The sequence below is a fragment of the Roseateles sp. GW821-FHT09H11 genome (assembly GCF_059415845.1).
Genome location: NZ_JBWKOA010000002.1, coordinates 782,557 through 799,472 on the forward strand (window position 1 = coordinate 782,557; position 16,916 = coordinate 799,472).

16 protein-coding genes are annotated in these 16,916 nt (G+C 68.6%); 6 read left to right on the top strand and 10 right to left on the bottom strand.

Annotated elements, in window-relative coordinates; translation table 11 throughout:
- Positions 1–15 precede the first annotated feature (15 nt).
- A complete protein-coding gene (locus AC07PR_RS10615) occupies positions 16–867 on the bottom strand; it encodes a hypothetical protein (protein ID WP_495135256.1) in 852 nt (283 codons plus the stop codon).
- Positions 868–884: 17 nt separating this feature from the next.
- Complete coding sequence (locus AC07PR_RS10620) at positions 885–1,457, bottom strand: Pvc16 family protein (protein WP_495135257.1); 573 nt, start codon at positions 1,455–1,457, stop codon at positions 885–887.
- Positions 1,458–1,822: 365 nt separating this feature from the next.
- Here AC07PR_RS10620 and AC07PR_RS10625 point away from each other — a divergent pair, with 365 nt between their 5' ends.
- Positions 1,823–5,482: an nSTAND1 domain-containing NTPase gene (locus tag AC07PR_RS10625; protein WP_495135258.1), complete on the top strand. Its 3,660-nt coding sequence runs from the start codon at positions 1,823–1,825 to the stop codon at positions 5,480–5,482.
- Positions 5,479–5,961 (top strand): hypothetical protein, encoded by a 483-nt coding sequence (locus AC07PR_RS10630; protein WP_495135259.1) that lies wholly within the window; start codon positions 5,479–5,481, stop codon positions 5,959–5,961. The genes AC07PR_RS10625 and AC07PR_RS10630 overlap by 4 nt, the downstream gene beginning before the upstream one ends.
- 125 nt (positions 5,962–6,086) lie before the next feature.
- On the opposite strand, the gene AC07PR_RS10635 is transcribed toward AC07PR_RS10630, so the two are convergent.
- From AC07PR_RS10635 to AC07PR_RS10660, 6 genes are all read right to left on the bottom strand, one after another.
- Entirely contained in the window at positions 6,087–6,830 is a 744-nt protein-coding gene (locus AC07PR_RS10635) for a hypothetical protein (protein ID WP_495135260.1), read from the bottom strand.
- Positions 6,831–7,518: 688 nt separating this feature from the next.
- Positions 7,519–8,346 (bottom strand): hypothetical protein, encoded by an 828-nt coding sequence (locus AC07PR_RS10640; protein WP_495135261.1) that lies wholly within the window; start codon positions 8,344–8,346, stop codon positions 7,519–7,521.
- Positions 8,347–8,436: 90 nt separating this feature from the next.
- A complete protein-coding gene (locus AC07PR_RS10645; RefSeq protein ID WP_495135262.1) occupies positions 8,437–8,964 on the bottom strand; it encodes a hypothetical protein in 528 nt (175 codons plus the stop codon).
- 136 nt (positions 8,965–9,100) lie between these two features.
- Positions 9,101–9,898, bottom strand: a complete 798-nt coding sequence (locus tag AC07PR_RS10650; RefSeq protein WP_495135263.1) for an alpha/beta fold hydrolase — start codon at positions 9,896–9,898, stop codon at positions 9,101–9,103.
- A gap of 103 nt (positions 9,899–10,001) precedes the next feature.
- Entirely contained in the window at positions 10,002–11,588 is a 1,587-nt protein-coding gene (locus AC07PR_RS10655) for a GMC family oxidoreductase (RefSeq protein WP_495135264.1), read from the bottom strand.
- A 295-nt stretch (positions 11,589–11,883) separates the two neighbouring features.
- Complete coding sequence (locus AC07PR_RS10660) at positions 11,884–12,399, bottom strand: Lrp/AsnC family transcriptional regulator (protein ID WP_377154485.1); 516 nt, start codon at positions 12,397–12,399, stop codon at positions 11,884–11,886.
- A gap of 135 nt (positions 12,400–12,534) precedes the next feature.
- On the opposite strand from AC07PR_RS10660, the gene AC07PR_RS10665 reads away from it, so the two are divergent.
- Positions 12,535–13,551 (top strand): 1-aminocyclopropane-1-carboxylate deaminase, encoded by a 1,017-nt coding sequence (locus tag AC07PR_RS10665; RefSeq protein WP_483106753.1) that lies wholly within the window; start codon positions 12,535–12,537, stop codon positions 13,549–13,551.
- 36 nt (positions 13,552–13,587) lie between these two features.
- Here the strand turns inward: AC07PR_RS10665 and AC07PR_RS10670 are convergent, their stop codons facing one another.
- Entirely contained in the window at positions 13,588–14,496 is a 909-nt protein-coding gene (locus AC07PR_RS10670) for a LysR family transcriptional regulator (RefSeq protein ID WP_495135265.1), read from the bottom strand.
- Between the two features lie 101 nt (positions 14,497–14,597).
- Here AC07PR_RS10670 and AC07PR_RS10675 point away from each other — a divergent pair, with 101 nt between their 5' ends.
- Both AC07PR_RS10675 and AC07PR_RS10680 read left to right on the top strand, forming a co-directional pair.
- Positions 14,598–14,927, top strand: coding sequence for a nuclear transport factor 2 family protein (locus AC07PR_RS10675; RefSeq protein WP_495135266.1), 330 nt, complete (start codon positions 14,598–14,600; stop codon positions 14,925–14,927).
- Positions 14,924–15,706 carry an SDR family oxidoreductase gene (locus tag AC07PR_RS10680; RefSeq protein WP_495135267.1) on the top strand — a complete coding sequence of 261 codons (783 nt, stop codon included), beginning with the start codon at positions 14,924–14,926 and terminating at the stop codon, positions 15,704–15,706. The genes AC07PR_RS10675 and AC07PR_RS10680 overlap by 4 nt, the downstream gene beginning before the upstream one ends.
- 131 nt (positions 15,707–15,837) lie before the next feature.
- Here the strand turns inward: AC07PR_RS10680 and AC07PR_RS10685 are convergent, their stop codons facing one another.
- Entirely contained in the window at positions 15,838–16,245 is a 408-nt protein-coding gene (locus AC07PR_RS10685) for a DUF3224 domain-containing protein (RefSeq protein ID WP_495135268.1), read from the bottom strand.
- 176 nt (positions 16,246–16,421) lie between these two features.
- On the opposite strand from AC07PR_RS10685, the gene AC07PR_RS10690 reads away from it, so the two are divergent.
- Complete coding sequence (locus tag AC07PR_RS10690) at positions 16,422–16,901, top strand: ExbD/TolR family protein (RefSeq protein WP_495135269.1); 480 nt, start codon at positions 16,422–16,424, stop codon at positions 16,899–16,901.
- The last annotated feature ends 15 nt before the right edge of the window (positions 16,902–16,916 follow it).

Sequence of the window (16,916 nt, forward strand, 5' to 3'; positions counted from 1 at the left end):
GGCCTCCTCTGCGGGTTAGCGATGCACGTGGATCTCGGAGACGATCGCCGGTTGGCCGTCGATCATTTCGCGGGCGAGCAGTTGCGCCGCTGCCGTGGGCAGGCGGCGGATCAGCACCTTGTCGTTGCCTGCGCCCGCCTCGATGCGGCTGCGCAGCTGGAATCGGCGCGGCGAGCGCTGCGCCAGCGGCACGCGGCCGCGGGACCGGATCGCCAGCATCGGCGTGCCGTCGTCCAGGCGCTCCAGCGCGGGCGCGGTGAAATCGGTCTCGCCGGCCAGGTCGACGACGGCGAGCGCGGGCTCGGTCCAGTCGCCGAGCAGGCAGTACTTCCAGACCGTGGCACGCGGCGCCAGCGGCCAGCGATGACGCACGGGCCAGGCCGCGGGATCGCGCGAGGGACCTTGCGCCGGCAGATGCGCCAGCGGCAGGTGCAGCAGCGCGAAGGGCGGCAGGCGACGGTCGCGCTGAGTCAGCAGCGGCTGGCATTCGGGCGCGTCGATCGCTCTTGGCGATGCATCGAGGACGACCGAGGGATCGCCGTCCGATCGGCCCGGCTCGACCCACAGCAGCTCGCGTGGCCGGTCGGCGGCGTCCTCGGTGCCGCAGGCGAAGTCGTCGTCGGTGGCGAACACACACCAGCTCAACGCGGCGTCCTCGGCATCGGCGCGCAGATGCTCGACCGCTTCGGCCGGGCCGTCGATGCGGAGCGATCCGCCGTCGGCCCGCACCAGCGCGTCGGCGCGGCGCAGCCGCTCGGCGGTCGATCCGACGGGGACGAAGCGCAGCCCGCGGCAGCGGCCGTCGGCGTAGTAGCCGTGGTCGACGTTCACCTGCAGCAACGGGAAGTAGGGGCCCCTGTGACTCATGCCGTGCTCCCGCCCGTTCAGCCGTGGACACCGACGGCCGGCGTGCGCACCGGCGGCAGTTGCGCGTCGGGCTTGCGGGCGTCGATGGTGAGGAGCCGCACGCGGTAGAGCACCGACGGCACGTAGCGGCCGCCCAGCACGCCCCACAGCGTGGACAGGTCGTGCAGGGTGAGCGGCTCGATGTTCAGCGTGAGCTTGTCGATGCGCGGGTCCAGGCCGGGCGAATTCTGCGGATCGAGCACCGGCGTGGCCTGGAAGCAGGCGATGGTGCTGGAGACCAGCTTGAGCGCCTCCGGATAGGTGCTGCCGCCGTAGTTGGCCGCGAACATCACCAGCAGGTTCAGCTGGACCGGCGGGGCGGAGCGCGCCATCCGGTCGCCGCTGCCCAGCGTGTGTGCCGGCATGCCGGGGACGGCGTCGCGTTCCAGGTTGACCAGGAAGGCGCAGAGCCGATGCGCCGCGCCGGCCGCCGGGGCGCCGTCCGCTTCATGCAGCGCGGTCACGGCGACGAGGTCCTCCGCCGACTGGTGCGAGCGGCGCAGCACGGCGTTCAGGTGGCCGGCGATGTGGAGGAGGGCGGCGTCGATCATGGTGGGCCGGTGGGTTGAGGCTGCGGGTGAGGGCGCGGATGAAGGAGCGGGTGAAGGGGCGGCGAGGCGGTGGCGAAAGGGCGAGTGGGGGAACGGCTGGAGGTGCGGAGGCACCGGGCTGTCGATGCGTTGAACGATAGGAGCGCGCGCCCTCGCATCCCATCCGACGGATGCCGATGTTGGGGGCCGGGTTTGCGGAGATTCGGCTCGGACCGCCGCACTGGCGGATCGCGGTTGCGGCGCAAGCGCGCGTTGTCCCCTGTCAAGCTGTCAACCCTTTCGGGGTGGACATGCACACGTGCGGGGCCGCCGCTCCTAGACTCCGCGCTCACGGTCCGAAGAGGCCGGGCTCAGGAGGTGAAGCAATGGATCCGAGGACCGAGGAGGGTCCGCCGCCCGCGACGTCCGCTCGCGGGATGAAGGCGGGCGAGCCGCTGAGCTTCCTGCTCGGCGACTGGATCGTCGACGTGCCCACGCGCCGGCTGCGTCGCGATGACGAGACCGTGACGCTGGAGCCGCGTCCGATGGCGGTGCTGGCCGCGCTGTGCCGTCATCCGGGCGAGGTGGTGTCCGCCGAGGCGCTGCTGCAGGACTGCTGGCCGGAGGCCACGACGCTCGGGGACAACCCGGTGCACAAGGTGGTGGCCGGCCTGCGCCGGGCCCTCGGCGACAGCGCCACCTCGCCGCGTTACCTGGAGACCATCCGCAAGCAGGGCTACCGGCTGGTGGCGCCGATCGGCGTGCTGTCGGCGGAAGGGCCGCGCAGCCACGCCGGCGGGTGGCGCGGGCTGTCGCCGTTCCGCGGGCTGGAGCCGTTCGACGCGGCACATGCGAGCGTGTTCTTCGGCCGCGACGATGCCGTCGCGGCGCTGCACCTGCGTCTGACGCGGCAATGGCGCTCGGGCCACCCGCTGGTGGTGCTGCTGGGGCCGAGCGGCTCGGGCAAGACCTCGCTGGTGCAGGCGGGCCTGGTGCCGGCGTTGACGCGAGGGGCTTCGGGGTCGACCTCGACCTCGACCTCGGGCTCGGGCTCGGGCTCGGGCTCGGGCTCGGGCTCGGCGCCGTTGGTCGGCGGTGCGCCGGACACCGGCCTGGGCGGCTCCAGCGGCCCGTTGCTGCGCGTCAGCGCGGCGGCGCTGGTGGACCTCGGCGCGTTGGGCGGGTTGGACGCCTGGGCCGGGGTGGCCGGTGCGATGCTGGACTGGGAATGCCAGGGCGTGCCGCTGCTGTCCGGCTACAGCATCGACACGCTGGCCGCGGATCTGCGCGAGGCACCGGGCGAGGTGCTGCGGCAGCTCGAGATCGGGCTGGACGCCACGCGCGCGCTGCGCAGCGGCGCGCAGGCACCGCCGCTGCTGGTGCTGGACCGGCTGGAGGCGATCTTCCAGGACGACGACGGGCATCTCCGCGCGTGGTTCGCGATGCTCGACCGCTTGGTGACCAGCGCGCGGATGGTCGTGCTGGCGATCTGCCGCAATGACTTCTATGCCGCGCTGGCCCGCTGGCCGTCGCTGATGCGCGGCAAGGAGGACGGCGCCCACCTGGACCTGGCGCCGCCCGACGCGCGCGCGATCGCGCAGATGATCCGCCTTCCGGCGCGCGCCGCGGGCCTGAGCTACGGTGCCGACGAGAGCGGCCTGAACCGCCTCGACGACCGGCTGTGCATCGACGCGATGCAGGCGGCAGATGCCTTGCCGCTGCTGCAGTACACGCTGCAGCAGCTCTACCTGCACCGCGCGCCGGGGGACGTGCTGGCGTGGTCGGCCTACGAGGACCTCGGCGGCCTGGAAGGCGCCATCGGGCGCCGCGCGGAGGCGCTGCTCGGCGAGCTGCCGGCGGCCCAGCAGGAGGCGTTGCCGCGGCTGCTGCCCCGGCTCGTCACGCTGGGCGGCGAGGAGGCGTCGCCGACCAGCCGCTGGATCGCCGCGTCCGAACTGACGGATCCGCAGGAACAGGCGCTGGTGCGCGCCTTCGTCGATGCGCGACTGCTGGTGGCGGATCTGGCCGGCGGCAACGCAGGCTTGAACGCAGGCACGAACGGGGCGATCAACGGAGGGCTGGGTGGAGGGGCAAGCGCAGGCGTGAGCGGCTACCGCGTCGCGCACGAAGCGCTGCTGCGGCGCTGGCCCCGCGTGACGTCGTGGGTCGCGCAGCACCGCGCGTCGCTGGCCGCGCGCGACGAACTGCGGCCGTGGGTCGCGCGCTGGATCGAGGCGGACCGGGCCGGCCCGCTGCTGATGCCGCGCGGCTCGACGCTGTGGACGGCGGCGCGCGCGCTGGCGGAGGCGCCGCAGCTGTTCGGCGATGAGGAGCGGGATTTCATCGAGCGCTCGCAGCGGCGCCTGCGGCGCCAGCGCTGGGGCCTGGGCGCGGCGAGCACGGGGGCCTTCCTGCTGGCCGGCATCGCGGGCATTGCCGCGATCGGCTATGCGCGGCAGGCCGAGGTCGCGGCGGAACGTCAGCGCCAGAGCCGGCAACTGGCGTCCTTCATGCTGGGCGAGCTGGCGGACAAGCTGCGGCCGATGGGGCAGCTCGACGTGCTCAGCCGCATCGGCGAACAGGGCGTGAAGCTGCTGGCGCCGGCCGAGGGCGGCCGCGAGACGCCCGCCGACGCGCTGCAGCGCGCCCGGGCGCTGGTGGTGATCGGCGAGGTCAACAGCAGCCGCGGACAGGGTCGCACCGACATCGCGATCGATGCGCTGCAGGCGGCGCGGCGGCTGCTGGCGCCGCTGTCGCTGGCCGCGCAGCAGGATCCCGCCGCCTACTACAAGACATTGGGCGCCGCGTCGTTCTGGCTCGGCCAGATCGCCTACGACGCCGGTGACTTCGACACGGCCTCGCAGGAGATGACGCGTTACCGGCAGGCGTCGCAGACCTGGCGCCAGGTCTTGCCCGACGACGCGGACGCGCCGGTCGAACTCGCGTTCGCGGTGAACAGCCTGGGCTCCATCGCGGTCCGGCGCGCGGCCTGGGACGAGGCGCAGCGCTGGTTCGAGCAGGCGCTCGCGATGAAGCTGGCGACGCTGGCGCTGAAGCCGGAGAACGCGGAAGCGCAGGAGTCGGTGGCGAGCTCGCGCATCTGGCTCGGGCGGGTCGCGTATGTCCGGGGCAATCCTGTGGAGGCGCTGGCGCTCTTCGACCTGGCCCGGCAACCGCTGGCGACGCTGGCGGCGCGCTCGCCCGACGCGCTCGTGCGCCAGCGCGATCTGGCGACGGTGGAGGCGCGGCGCGGCGATGCGTTGTGGGCGATGGGCCGTGTCCACGAAGGACTCGCGGTGATGAGCGCGGCGGTGGAGCTCCTGCGCGATGTGGAGCGCCGCGATGCCAGCAACCGCTACTGGTCGGCGGACCGGCTGCATGCGCAGGCCAGCCTCCTGCAGCTGCAGACGGACGCGGGGATGGCGGTGCGCGAAGCGCTGGACGCGCTCCGCGGCCAGGTGCCCGCGCGGCCCGACGCGGAGCCGAGCCGCGAATTCATGCGCCGCGAGGTGCTGGCGCGATTGGCGGTCGCCGAGACGATGCTGGCGGCGCGCGGTGGCGCGCGCGAGGACTTCCAACGGCTGCATGCGGCGGCCGGTGACGAGGTGCAGTCGCTGCTCGCGCTGGCGCCGCGGCATTGGCAGACCCTCGAGCTGAAGGCGCGGCTCGGGCTGATGGCGCTGGCGATGCCCGAGGCGCACGGACCCCGCGACGGCCCTCGCGACGGCGCGCGAGACGGAGTACGAGAAGGAGTGCGGGACAACGCCGCGACCAGCTCGCGAGGCGTCTGCCTGCAACTGCGCGACGGTCTGGGCTCGGCGGTGATGGCCGGGCAGGGCGGCCTCGTGCTGGAGGCCTGGCTCGCGGCTCGGCGCTGCCTGGGCGAGTCGGCGGCCGACACCGAGGCGGCGGCGCGCCTGCGCGCGGGCGGCTACGCGCCGAACCGGCTCACGATTTCCGCACTTCCTTCGACCCCCATTTCAACCCCCACTTCAACCCCAACCCCAACCCCAACCCCAACGACGACAAGGAAACCTGTGTCATGACTGATTTCGCAACGACTGACGACACGACGACCGAAACAACCCGTGGCACTCCGGGCGTGGCGCAGTTCTATGTGGTGCCGTGGTCCCTGCAGACGGTGCCGAACGGCGACGTGGAAACGACCCTGGTGGAGTGCCGCTACTTTGACCATTGCTGGAACCGGGTCGATCACAAGCCCATGCGCAGCGATTTCTACTTCTTCCAGCTGAGCCAACGCGCCACGACGCAAAAGGGGGAGAAGCCCAAGGAGGAGCTGGACCTCACCCTGATGTCGGCCGTGGCGAAGACGCTGGACTCGCCGTGCAACCTCAACAACAGCTTCATCGCGGCGGGAAATCCGAAGGAGACCTCGCTGGTCATCCCGGTGCTGCCGGGCATGACGCGAGGCGTGATCCTGGTGTTCCGCTCGCCGGCCGCCGGCGACAAGGTGGATTGGCTGGTCGCCACCGCCGATCCGGAGATCAAGAACGGGAGCAACTAGGCGCGAGGATTCAGCGTGTGCTTGACCACGGCTGGCTTGCTGCGCGCCCCAGCGTTGCATGCCGGCCGAGGCATTTTCCGTACTGGCAACACCTGACCCCTGATCATCGTCTCCGGGGTCGTCCGTCAATCACCGGTGCGATTCGAGGTCCAGGCCGATGGGCCGCCTTTCCAGGGCGGCACATAGACATACGTCGACTTGGACTCGTACGCCTCTCGCTTTTCCGTCTTCCGCTGCTGCTTGTACGTGTCCCGATGGCTCTCGGAGCGCTGGCCGCTCCCGCTGCTCGAGGTGGTCACCGCGCCGCCGGAGGCGCCGTCCTCGTCCTCGTCGTCATCCTTCTTGTTCTTCTTTTTCCATTTCTCGAATTCATTCCACCACTTCTCGAGCCGGGTGTTGTTCTGCTGCTGTCGGTTCTTTTCGCCCTTGTCGTCGGTGCCGGATCGCTTGGAGGCATGCCCGGCCAGTGTCGGTGCGGCGAACCCCAGGTCCTCGGCCTCCTGCAGGCGGGCGGCCCACTTGTCGTAGGAGTCCGGCGAATAGGCGGCGATCAGCTTGCCGGCCTCGTCATAAGCCCCGGTCAATCGTTGCACGGGGCCTGTGCCTGCGGGCGTTTCGCGCGCGACCTCCGGCGCCAGCGCGGCACGTGCCGCGGCGTAGGCGCCGGGCAGTTCCCTGCGTTGTGCCGGGGAGGAGGGGGCGGCCGCTTGAGCGCCGAACAGGGATTCGATCGTCCGGCGCTGCGCCAGCATGCGGGGCGAGGCGTCAATGCCGGTCGGCGCCGTCGCGGCGGCTGACCGACGCGACTGCGTCACGGCTGCAGCGCGGCTGGTCGTGCAGTTGCTGTCGTGTCTGTAGGTACTGGTCATCCCGACTCCCTTGATCCGAATGCATCGTTACAGCGCCGTCACGCGGAAAGGAGAGGATGTGGCGGCCGCCGCTTGCGGCACATCAGCAGAATGCTGAGCTGTGGCTGCGGAAATACTGAGGTTGTCGTGCCGGCGTGACGCAATGCATCGTCCGGCGCCTCGAAGACCACCGTGGGTCTTCTCCTTCGCCGTCAGCGGTGCGGTGCACTGACGCGTCCGTCAACGCGGGGGACTGACGAAGACGAGGGCTCTCCGCAGGCCGCAATCAAGTTTTGACACCTGGGTACGGCGCGACAGCTTGCTCTGCGATGGCCTCCAACTCATCCGGAAACATGGCGTTGAGCCAGAGGGTCTCACCGGTCTGAGGATCTGAGCACTCGACCTCATACGCCAGTTCCGGCGTTGTGTGGATCTCAAGCACCGCGCCGATGTCCCCGAGCCGAGGATGTCGAGCATCGTGGACCGCTGGTCCGCTGAAGCGACCTTCGCGAATCGCTGAGACACGGACGACTGAATATTGTGAAAGCGTGAAGGGCACCCGGTCAGTATGCCCGTGAGCGAGCCGGTGAGTGGGGGACTCCTTCAGCACAGCGGATCTTTTCGCGCGTGCACGAGCCTCTCGTCCAGGTCGAACACGACCAGCCGCTTCGGCATGATTTCCTCCAGTCGCCCAGCGGCAAAGGGTCCGCTACTTGCCCTGCGGCCCGGTCCGGAACTTCCGGAGATGACGCTCCCTGATCGGAGCCAGCCCCAGCCTGGTCTGGTATTCCTCGGAGAGCACATACCTGCGCGTGAGCTCGTTGGCGTTCGAATTGAAGCTGAGCTTCCAGGCGAGCCCGCTGCCTTCCTCCCGCAAGGATTTCTCCTCGGTCCGCCACCAGCCCTCATCGAATCCCTTGGGCGCGCTGTCGATGAAGGCGGGATCGCGCAGCAGGGTAATCAGGTCGAAGCGCTCCATCTGGGCGATGGTGCCCGTGGACATCTCCATGAGTTGCTTGTACTCGACGTGCTTGACCCGGAAAGGATCCGGCGGTCCGAAGAGGTCCGGAGCGATCACCTTCGCCGTCCGGTAGGCATTGCCCAGCACGACGCTCTTCCTGAGGAAATCCGTCTCCCGCTTCAGCCACGACATGACTTTCGCGTCGCCGAGGACGCGGGACATGTCCGTATCGAAGCCGGGCAATTGAGCTGCATAGATCTCGACGACGAGGGCGTCCTTGCCCTTGAACGCCGACTGCACGTCGTCGCAGAACGCGCGCATGAGCCCGACGTACTCGGTCAACGCTTCTTTCAGGGTCGTGCGGGGCGATGCCGCCGACCGGACCTTGTCTGACCAACGCGCCGCGAACGCCGGGCGCATCTCAGCCTCGGCAAAGGCGCCGCACGTGTACTCCGCGACCAGAGGCACGGGGAGGATCGCCGCAGCGACGTCACGAATGTCGGTGGGGGCGCTGTGCGCAAGCGCTGTCGAGACCATCAGTGCAAGGGGCAGAGCGGCTTTGTGAATCAAGGGCATGACGTTCTCGGTGGCGAAGGCGGTGCTCGGTCTGGTCGTGCCGACAAGGCCTGACCCTCAGGAGTCCGGCGACCGGTGAGAAGAGCAGATTCAGGGCGCCGATGCGGCGCGGCTCACCGGCGTGTTGCCAGGGATCGGCGGCGGCAGGACCACGACCTGCTTCCCGCGGGACTGGTAGTCCGCTGGGAGACCGATGACCTTGAGATACAAGGCCGGACCGCAGGATTCGCGATCCCAGGCCGGTTTGCTGAAGCAGGCCTGCATCTCGGCTTCGATCTCCTTGAGCGGTCGCACGGGAACGTAGTGCGCCAGCGCGTGGCAGGTCCAGAGCGTATAGAGCTGCGTACCGTCCCGAGGCATCTTCGGAAAGTCGTAGGCGATCTGCACCGCGCGTGTCGAGATGATGGCGCCACCCGCGCCCTCGGCAATGGCCAACGCCCGTTCTCGAGTCATGCCTTCGTCACGGCGATCGAAGAGTGGCGTCAGATTCACCATTTCCTTCTGGCATCGGGGCAGCGTGGGCGTCTGCTCCAGTTCCTCGGGTGTCATCGCCCACACGGCAGCGGGCGTGCTCAGCAGCAGGAGCAGGACAACGAGCGTCGGTCGGATGCGGCGCATGGGGCGGGTTCTTGTGCAGGCGTGTGAGGCGCTGAAATATAGCGTTGCCACATGTCGTGCCAAACCCTCGTGTGGCGTTCTCGCCTCGCAGGCAGAACATGGTCTCGCAAGACACCACGCCCGCCGCGCCGTCCGCTCAGCGCGCCACCTGCACGCCCTGCTGCGCCGCCCGGTGCACGACGTCGGCCACGACCTTTGCCTGCGTCATGAACACCGCATGACTGGCCTTCACTTCCGTCACGGACGCGCCGATGCGCTTGGCCATCGACTGCAGCATGCGCTGGTCGAAGGCCTTGTCGTCGGTCGCGATGACCGCCCAGCTCGGCCTGCTGCGCCACGCGGCGTTCTGCAGCTTCGTGCCGAACGAGGCCATGTTGATCGGCACCTGGCTGTCGCGAAGGAAGGCGGCGTCCGCATCGCTGGCGTCCGCGGCGAAACCGGCCTTGAACTTGTCCGGACGGACGATGCCGAAACCGTCGGGCAGTGTGTCAAGCACGAACTCCGGCGGCGTGGTGAAGCCGGTGTACTGCTGCGCCGTCGTCTCTCCGGCGTCCGGCGACAGGGCCGACACGTAGACCAGCGCCGTGACCTTGGGATCCACGCCGGCCTCGGTGATCACGGTGCCGCCCCAGGAATGTCCCACCAGCACGGTCGGGCCGTCCTGCTGCGCCAGTGCGCGCTTGGTGGCGGCGACATCGTCCGCCAGCGAGGTCAGCGGGTTCTGCACGATGGTGACGCGGTAGCCGCGCTTCGTGAGGTCGTCGTGGACACCGCGCCAGCCCGACCCGTCGGCGAAGGCGCCGTGCACCAGCACCACGTTCCGGGCAGGCTTGACCTCCGAGCTACTCCGGGCCGTCTGCGCGGACGCGAGGTCCGACAGACCGGCCGTGGCGGAAACGGCCAGGACGGCGGAAAGGATGGCTTGTCTGCTCATGATGAATCTCCTTGGGTGGGGGAACTGCATGCGGGCCAACACGGCCGGTGGATGACCGACGACACGGTCCGCTCGGGTGGAAGGATCCGGCGAGGGGATCCGGTCAGGGAAGTCGGAGACCGTGCGTCGACACGAGCTCCTCGACGGCGCGCTCCCCGATGACGACGCAGGGCGCCATCGTGTTGCCGCTGGTCACGTGCGGCATGACCGAGGCATCGGCGATGCGCAGGCCGTCGATGCCGTAGACCTTCAGTTGCCCGTCCACCACCGCCATCGCGTCGCGGCCCATCTTGGCCGTGCAGGACTGATGCCAGTAGGTCACGGCGGCATTGCGGAGGTAGTGCGCCAGCGCCTCGCCCTGCATCCGGCCGGGCAGCGATTCGCCTTTGACAAGCCCCTTGAAGGCCGGGCTCGCGCCGAGTTCGCGGACCAGCTCGATGCTCCGGATCGCGCTGCGAAGGTCGTCCGGGTGCGACAAGGTGCCGGTGTCGATCACGGGGGCGTCCGTGAACTCGCGTCCGGAGAGCGTGATGCGGCCGCGGCTCTGCGGATGGGCCAGTCCGGCGAACATCGTCCAGCCATGGGCGGGAACGCCGAGCGAGGCGTTCTCCGCGCTCGGCACCGGGAACTCCACCTGGCAATGGAACATGTCGGGCAGTCGCAGGGCGCTGCTGCTGCTCCAGTACAGCGTGGCTTCCGATCCGCCGTAGCCCACGGCTTGCGGTTCCTCATACTCGAAGATCGCCGCGAAGGAGACATGGTCCTGGTGGTTCTCGCCGACGCCGGGGAGGTGCTGGACCAGGGGAATGCCGTGACGGTGCAGTTCCGCCGCGGGCCCGATGCCGGACTGCATGAGGAGCTTGGGCGTGTTGACGGCGCCCAGGGACAGGATGACTTCGCGATCGGCGTTGAAGCGCTCGATGCGGCCGTGGCGCAGCGCTTCCACGCCCACGACGCGGCGGCCGGAGAACTGCAGCCGGCTCACCACGGTGCCGGTGAGCACCGTCAGGTTCGACTGGCCGCGTCGGGGGTGGACGTAGGCGCGGTAGATGGAATGCCTGCGGCCGTCCTTGACGATGAGGTCGTTGAAGGCGACGCCGCCGAGACCTTCCATCATGGCGCCGTTGGGGCTGTCGAAGTGGGGGATGTCGCTCGCGCGCGCGGCCTCCACCAGTGCCCGGGCGATCGGCTGCGGATCCTGCACGGCGGCGACGTGGACGGGACCGCCCGCGCCCCGCCGCAGCGCATCGGCCGGCCCGCGGTAGTCCTCCACGCGCCGGTAGATCTTCAGCACGGATTCGTAGTTCCACGCGGGGTTGCCGGACTCCTCGGCGAAGTCCTCCCAGTCGTTCTTGTGGCCGCGCGCCCAGAGTCCCACGTTGATGCTGGATCCGCCGCCCAGGACGCGACCCATGTTGAGCGGGATCGACCGGTGGTTCAGATGCGGATTGGGCGCGCCGCTGAAGTTCCAGTCACGCGCCGATCCGAGATTCAGCGGCCACTGGCCGGGCGTCATCACTTCCGGCAGATCGTCGTCGCCACCCGCTTCGATGAGAAGCACCTTGACGTTGGGGTCCTGCGCCAGACGTCCCGCGACGACGGAGCCGGCCGTGCCGGCGCCGCAGATGATGAAGTCGTAGGTCGTTCCGGCAGCGTCGGCGCTGACGGGGTTCGGATGCGAATGTTCCATTGCTTTCTGATCGGCCAAGGCCGATGGCTTGTGACGCGGATGTGGCCGCGACATCGATCAGAAAGGAAGGACTTGGCGGCTACGAAATGGTAGGAGGAGTGCCGCGAAATGAGGTTGTGAACATCGTCGTTCGAACAGGCCTTGATGCGATCTTCACGCTTGATCGCCTAAGAAGATTAGAGGATTGATGGCTGAGAAGAAATTTAATTCCACGCGCCATTGAGGGATGGCTTCAGGGGGAATCAAGCGGGCTCCAACGAGGTGCAAATGGAGTCCGAACGGGGTCCGGACGAACTCAGGCAATCGGAATCGCGGTGGTGGAGAGCACTTCCTTGAGGACCATGAAGGACCTCACCTGCCGGACGCCGGGCAGATGCAGGAGGTGCTCGGCATGCAGGCGGTTGTAGCCGGCGTTGTCCTTGGCGCGGACCACCATGAAGTAGTCGAACTCGCCGGTCACGACATGGCATTCCTGGCAGCCGGGGACCTTCTGCACGGCCTTCTCGAACGCCGCGAACGATTCCGGTGTCGAGCGGTCGAGCACCACGCCGATCACCACCAGCATCCCGGCATCCAGCGCGGACGGATTGAGGAGCGCCACGATGCCCTTGATGTAGCCGGCCTCCTTGAGCCGTTCCACGCGCCTCAGGCAGGCTGGCGGACTCAGGTTGACCTTGCCGGCGAGGGCCACGTTGGAGATCGACGCATCCTTCTGCAGCGCCCTCAGGATCGCCTTGTCGATCTTGTCCAGGGTGGCCGGCGAGAGATCCGTGGCGACGACACTCTTGCTCTGCACTTTTCTTGCGTTCATTCTGACCTTCGAGAGGGTTTGTGATTTGAATCGACTGTACGGAGAACTATCGACTCGTGAAAGGCCGTGATGTTGCAGCAACATTGTTCAGGCTTGTTCCTATCATCGATGGACCCGCAATCAGGAGTGCCTGCGATGAATCTGTCGAAGTTTCCCCGTCATCCGCTGACCTTCGGGCCCACGCCGATCCAACCGCTCAAGCGCCTGTCCGAGCACCTCGGCGGCAAGGTCGAGCTCTACGCGAAACGCGAGGACTGCAACAGCGGCCTGGCCTTCGGCGGCAACAAGACGCGCAAGCTCGAGTACCTCATCCCGGAGGTCCTGGCAGGCGGCTATGACACGCTGGTGTCGATCGGCGGGATCCAGTCCAACCAGACCCGCCAGGTCGCCGCGGTCGCCGCGCACCTGGGCCTGCGCTGCGTGCTCGTGCAGGAGAACTGGGTCAACTATTCCGACGCGGTCTATGACCGGGTCGGCAACATCGAGATGTCCCGCATCCTGGGCGCCGAGGTCACGCTGGACGCGGCGGGATTCGACATCGGCATCCGTCCCAGCTGGGAGCAGGCGATCGAGGACGTGAAGCGCGCCGGCGGCAAGCCCTATCCGATCCCGGCGGGCTGCTCCGAGCATCCGCTCGGCGGACTGGGCTTCGTCGGCTTCGCCGAGGAAGTGCGACAGCAGGAACAGGCCCTGGGCTTCCGGTTCGACTACATCGTGGTCTGCTCGGTGACGGGCAGCACGCAGGCCGGCATGGTGGTCGGCTTCGCCGCGGACGGTCGTGCCGACCGGGTCATCGGCATCGATGCCTCGGCCAGACCCGACAAGACCCGCGCGCAGATCCTGCGCATTGCGCGCCACACTGCCGAGATCGTGGAACTGGGGCGCTCCCTCCAGGACAGCGATGTGGTGCTGGACGACCGCTACGGCGGACCGGAATACGGCCTGCCGAACGACGGCACGCTAGAGTCGATCCGTCTGTGCGCACGGCAGGAGGGCATGCTGACCGACCCGGTGTATGAGGGGAAGTCCATGCACGGCATGATCGACAAGGTGCGCAAGGGCGAGTTCCCGGAGGGCTCCCGCGTCCTCTACGCGCATCTGGGCGGCGTGCCCGCGCTGAACGCCTACAGCTTCCTCTTCCGCAACGGCTGACGGCGGGCGCGAGAGCTCGTTGCGCTAACGGCCAGCCTAAGCCGGGGTCAGGTCGCGATCCAGCAGGCAGTCGATGAAGGCGCTCAACGCCGCGGGGCGATGGCGCCGGTTCGAGTAGTAGAGGAAGAGCCCGGGCCGCGTGATCGTCCAGTCGGCGAGGACCTGCACCAGACGCCCCTGGGCGAGCCACTCGTCGACGTGCTGGCGGTCGAAGGCGTAGGTGATGCCCAGCCCTTGCAGCGCCGCGGCCACACCGATGTCGGAGTGGTTGGTGACCAGGGGGCCTTCCGCCGCGACCTCGACGCGTTTGCCCTTCTTCTTGAACTCCCATCGATACACGCGGCCGTCGAGCTGCAGCCGCCAGTTGATGCAGGCATGGCCGTGCAGGTCGGCGGGTGACTGCGGCGTGCCGCGGCTCGCCAGATAGTCGGGCGACGCCACCGCGATCATGCGCACGTCGGGGGTCAGGCGCACGGCGACCATGTCCTTCTCCAGCTGAGCGCCCACGCGGATGCCGGCATCGAAGCGACCGGCGACGATGTCGCTCAGCGCGTCGTCCACCACGATGTCGAGCGCCACATCCGGATGCGCACGATGGAACCGGCCGAGCCGTGGCGCGATGACGGTTCGTGCCGCCATCCCCAGCGTGTTGATGCGCAGCGTTCCGCCCATCTGGCCGGTCGCCGCGCTGGCCTCGGCGACGGCGTCGGCCATTTCCCGGAAGAGCGGGGCGACGCGCCGGTAGAGCTGCTCCCCGCTGGTCGACGGCGCCACGCTGCGGGTGGTGCGGTTCAGCAGCCGCGCGCCGAGCCGTTCTTCCAGTTGCCGGATCGTCTGGCTCAGCGCCGAAGGGGACAGGCCGAGATGCTCGGCGGCGCGGGCGAAGCTCTCCCGCTCGACCACCGCGACGAAGGCCTTCAGTTCGGCGAATTCCGATCCGCGCATTCTGTATCCGTTGCTACATGGCCTATCCAGATTCTAGGTGATTCTCTAATGTCTCCATCGGACGGAAGCTAGGGACTTCGAAGCCTGAAAGGAGTCTCGTCATGAACGAATCGATCCTTCCCGATCCCATCGCCGCCTACTTCGCCGCCGACAGGCAGAACCCGGACAGCGTTGCCCGATGCTTCACCGCCCAGGCGGTCGTGAAGGACGAGGGGCGCACCTACACGGGCCGCGATGCCATCAAGGCGTGGAAGGCCGAGGCGGCGGCCAGGTACACGTACACGAGCGAGCCGTTCGCCGTGGCGCCGGAGGAGGGCGGTCACGTCGTGAGCAGCCATGTGGTCGGGAACTTCCCCGGCAGCCCGGTCGATCTCAGGTATCACTTCCGCCTTGAGCGCGGCCTGATCGCACAGCTGGAGATCACCGCATGAGTTTCGATCTTCAATTGAATGGCCTTCGGGCGCTGGTCACGGGCGGTACCAAGGGCGTGGGAGCCGCGGTCGTGCAGAGCCTGCTCGATGCCGGCGCGCAGGTGATGACTACGGCGCGGGCCGTGCCGGCGTCATCGACGGACGGCGCGTTCTACGTCACCGCCGATCTGTCGACGGCCGAGGGCGCGAGCCGCGTCGCGCAGGTCGCGCTCGAGCGGTGGGGTGGCGTCGATATCCTGGTCAACCTGCTCGGTGGTTCCAGCGCGCCCGGTGGCGGTTTCGCGGCGCTGGACGATGCGCAATGGTTCAGCGAGCTGAACCAGAACCTGATGCCCGCGGTGCGCCTGGACCGCGCGCTGCTGCCCGCCATGCTGGCGCGGGGGTCGGGCGTCATCGTTCACGTGAGCTCGATCCAGCGGCTGCTGCCGCTGCCGGAGTCGACGACGGCCTACGCCGCGGCCAAGGCGGCCCTGTCCACCTACAGCAAGGCCTTGTCGAAGGAGGTGACGCCCAAGGGCGTCCGCGTGCTGAGCGTCGCGCCAGGCTGGATCGAGACGGAAGCAGCCGTGGCGCTGGCGCAGCGGCTGGCGGCCCAGGCCGGCACGGACTACGAGGGCGGGAAGCGGATCATCATGCAGTCGCTCGGCGGCATTCCACTGGGCAGGCCGGCCAAGCCGCAGGAGGTGGCGGATCTGATCACCTTCCTGGTGTCGCCGCGCGCCGGCTCGATCTCGGGGTCGGAGCATCTGATCGACGGCGGGACCGTCCCGACGGTGTAGGGCGACGGGGCGTGCCGTTCCCGGACGGGAGGTGGCAAGTCCTGACCCCAAGAGAATCACGTATTGGCGTGGTCCGCAAAGGCGGACGCTTGCGGAAGAAGGGCGGCGACTGAAGTCTCGGGGTTGCGGATTCACTCCGCCGGGAGGTAGTAGCTGAATTCGTAGAAGTGTTTGCCGTCCCGCACGTCGATGCTGAGCGTGCCGCTCAGGCCGACCAGTTCGCCGGTGCCGGAATCGGGCACGACCTGGACGATCAGCCTGGGCGTGCCGCGATTCATCTCGCCGAAGTGCATCAGCATGAACGAGCCGCTGCGGCCCGCCACCCGGCCCTCGACGCGCTCCATGGCGACGTAGCCGGCCGAACTTGGCTCCGCGCTGCGGAAGGCCAGCATGTGGCCGAGGCCGGTCGCGTCGAGTTCGCCGTGGAACTGCTTGCGAAGCAGCAGGTGGCCGAGGTTCGCCTCGGCCTCTTCAGGCGCCGGGGTCAGCGGCGTCATCTGCACGTCGAAGGTGCCGCGGAGGGTGTGGGTCTGGGTCATGGTGGCCTCGGGGTCGATCTACCAATCGATGATGACGAGCCGCTTCATCCTGGCATGACGGGAATGCTGAAATGCCTGCTCCAGGCGGCTCAGAACGGACACCGCAACGGCGGCGTCGTCATCCGGATAGTCTAGTCATTGGATATGCTCGGCACGAGACGCTGACCGGACCGGGAATGAGCAAGCTCCACTTTTCCGAACACGCAGAGCCCATGCGCTTCATGGCCGCGAGCACGGCGCCCCTCGGCGGCGTGCTGCTCGCCTTGTTGGCGCTGTGGATGGCGGCGGTTCCTCCGTCGCTTCATGAGATCGGCTTTGATCTTCCCGGCGACGGTTGCGTGGGCGTGATGGGTCCGGAGGGGCCTCCAGTCCACATCGTCATCATCGACCAGGTCGGGGACGTCACCTGGGATGGCGAGGTGCTGGCCGATCGCGCGGCCCTCGATCGCCGGATGAGCGCCATCGGTGCCGAGGCCATCGCTCAGCAGCCGGCGATCCATGTCGTGCCGCACAAATGGGCCCGCTACGGTGCGTTCATGGCCGTCATGGCTGCCGCTCAGCGCAATGGCGTGGCATCGGTCGACCTGATCGGAGAGGGGCCGATGCGCATCCGCGGCGTGCCGGCCGACGCCCCGAGGGTCATCGACCATCTCTGAGCCTCACGAGCAGCT

Coding starts and splice junctions, on each gene's coding strand:
- AC07PR_RS10615 (WP_495135256.1), bottom strand. CDS start 867: ATGAGTCACAGGGGCCCCTACTTCCCGTTGCTGCAGGTGAACGTCGAC.
- AC07PR_RS10620 (WP_495135257.1), bottom strand. CDS start 1,457: ATGATCGACGCCGCCCTCCTCCACATCGCCGGCCACCTGAACGCCGTG.
- AC07PR_RS10625 (WP_495135258.1), top strand. CDS start 1,823: ATGGATCCGAGGACCGAGGAGGGTCCGCCGCCCGCGACGTCCGCTCGC.
- AC07PR_RS10630 (WP_495135259.1), top strand. CDS start 5,479: ATGACTGATTTCGCAACGACTGACGACACGACGACCGAAACAACCCGT.
- AC07PR_RS10635 (WP_495135260.1), bottom strand. CDS start 6,830: ATGACCAGTACCTACAGACACGACAGCAACTGCACGACCAGCCGCGCT.
- AC07PR_RS10640 (WP_495135261.1), bottom strand. CDS start 8,346: ATGCCCTTGATTCACAAAGCCGCTCTGCCCCTTGCACTGATGGTCTCG.
- AC07PR_RS10645 (WP_495135262.1), bottom strand. CDS start 8,964: ATGCGCCGCATCCGACCGACGCTCGTTGTCCTGCTCCTGCTGCTGAGC.
- AC07PR_RS10650 (WP_495135263.1), bottom strand. CDS start 9,898: ATGAGCAGACAAGCCATCCTTTCCGCCGTCCTGGCCGTTTCCGCCACG.
- AC07PR_RS10655 (WP_495135264.1), bottom strand. CDS start 11,588: ATGGAACATTCGCATCCGAACCCCGTCAGCGCCGACGCTGCCGGAACG.
- AC07PR_RS10660 (WP_377154485.1), bottom strand. CDS start 12,399: ATGAACGCAAGAAAAGTGCAGAGCAAGAGTGTCGTCGCCACGGATCTC.
- AC07PR_RS10665 (WP_483106753.1), top strand. CDS start 12,535: ATGAATCTGTCGAAGTTTCCCCGTCATCCGCTGACCTTCGGGCCCACG.
- AC07PR_RS10670 (WP_495135265.1), bottom strand. CDS start 14,496: ATGCGCGGATCGGAATTCGCCGAACTGAAGGCCTTCGTCGCGGTGGTC.
- AC07PR_RS10675 (WP_495135266.1), top strand. CDS start 14,598: ATGAACGAATCGATCCTTCCCGATCCCATCGCCGCCTACTTCGCCGCC.
- AC07PR_RS10680 (WP_495135267.1), top strand. CDS start 14,924: ATGAGTTTCGATCTTCAATTGAATGGCCTTCGGGCGCTGGTCACGGGC.
- AC07PR_RS10685 (WP_495135268.1), bottom strand. CDS start 16,245: ATGACCCAGACCCACACCCTCCGCGGCACCTTCGACGTGCAGATGACG.
- AC07PR_RS10690 (WP_495135269.1), top strand. CDS start 16,422: ATGAGCAAGCTCCACTTTTCCGAACACGCAGAGCCCATGCGCTTCATG.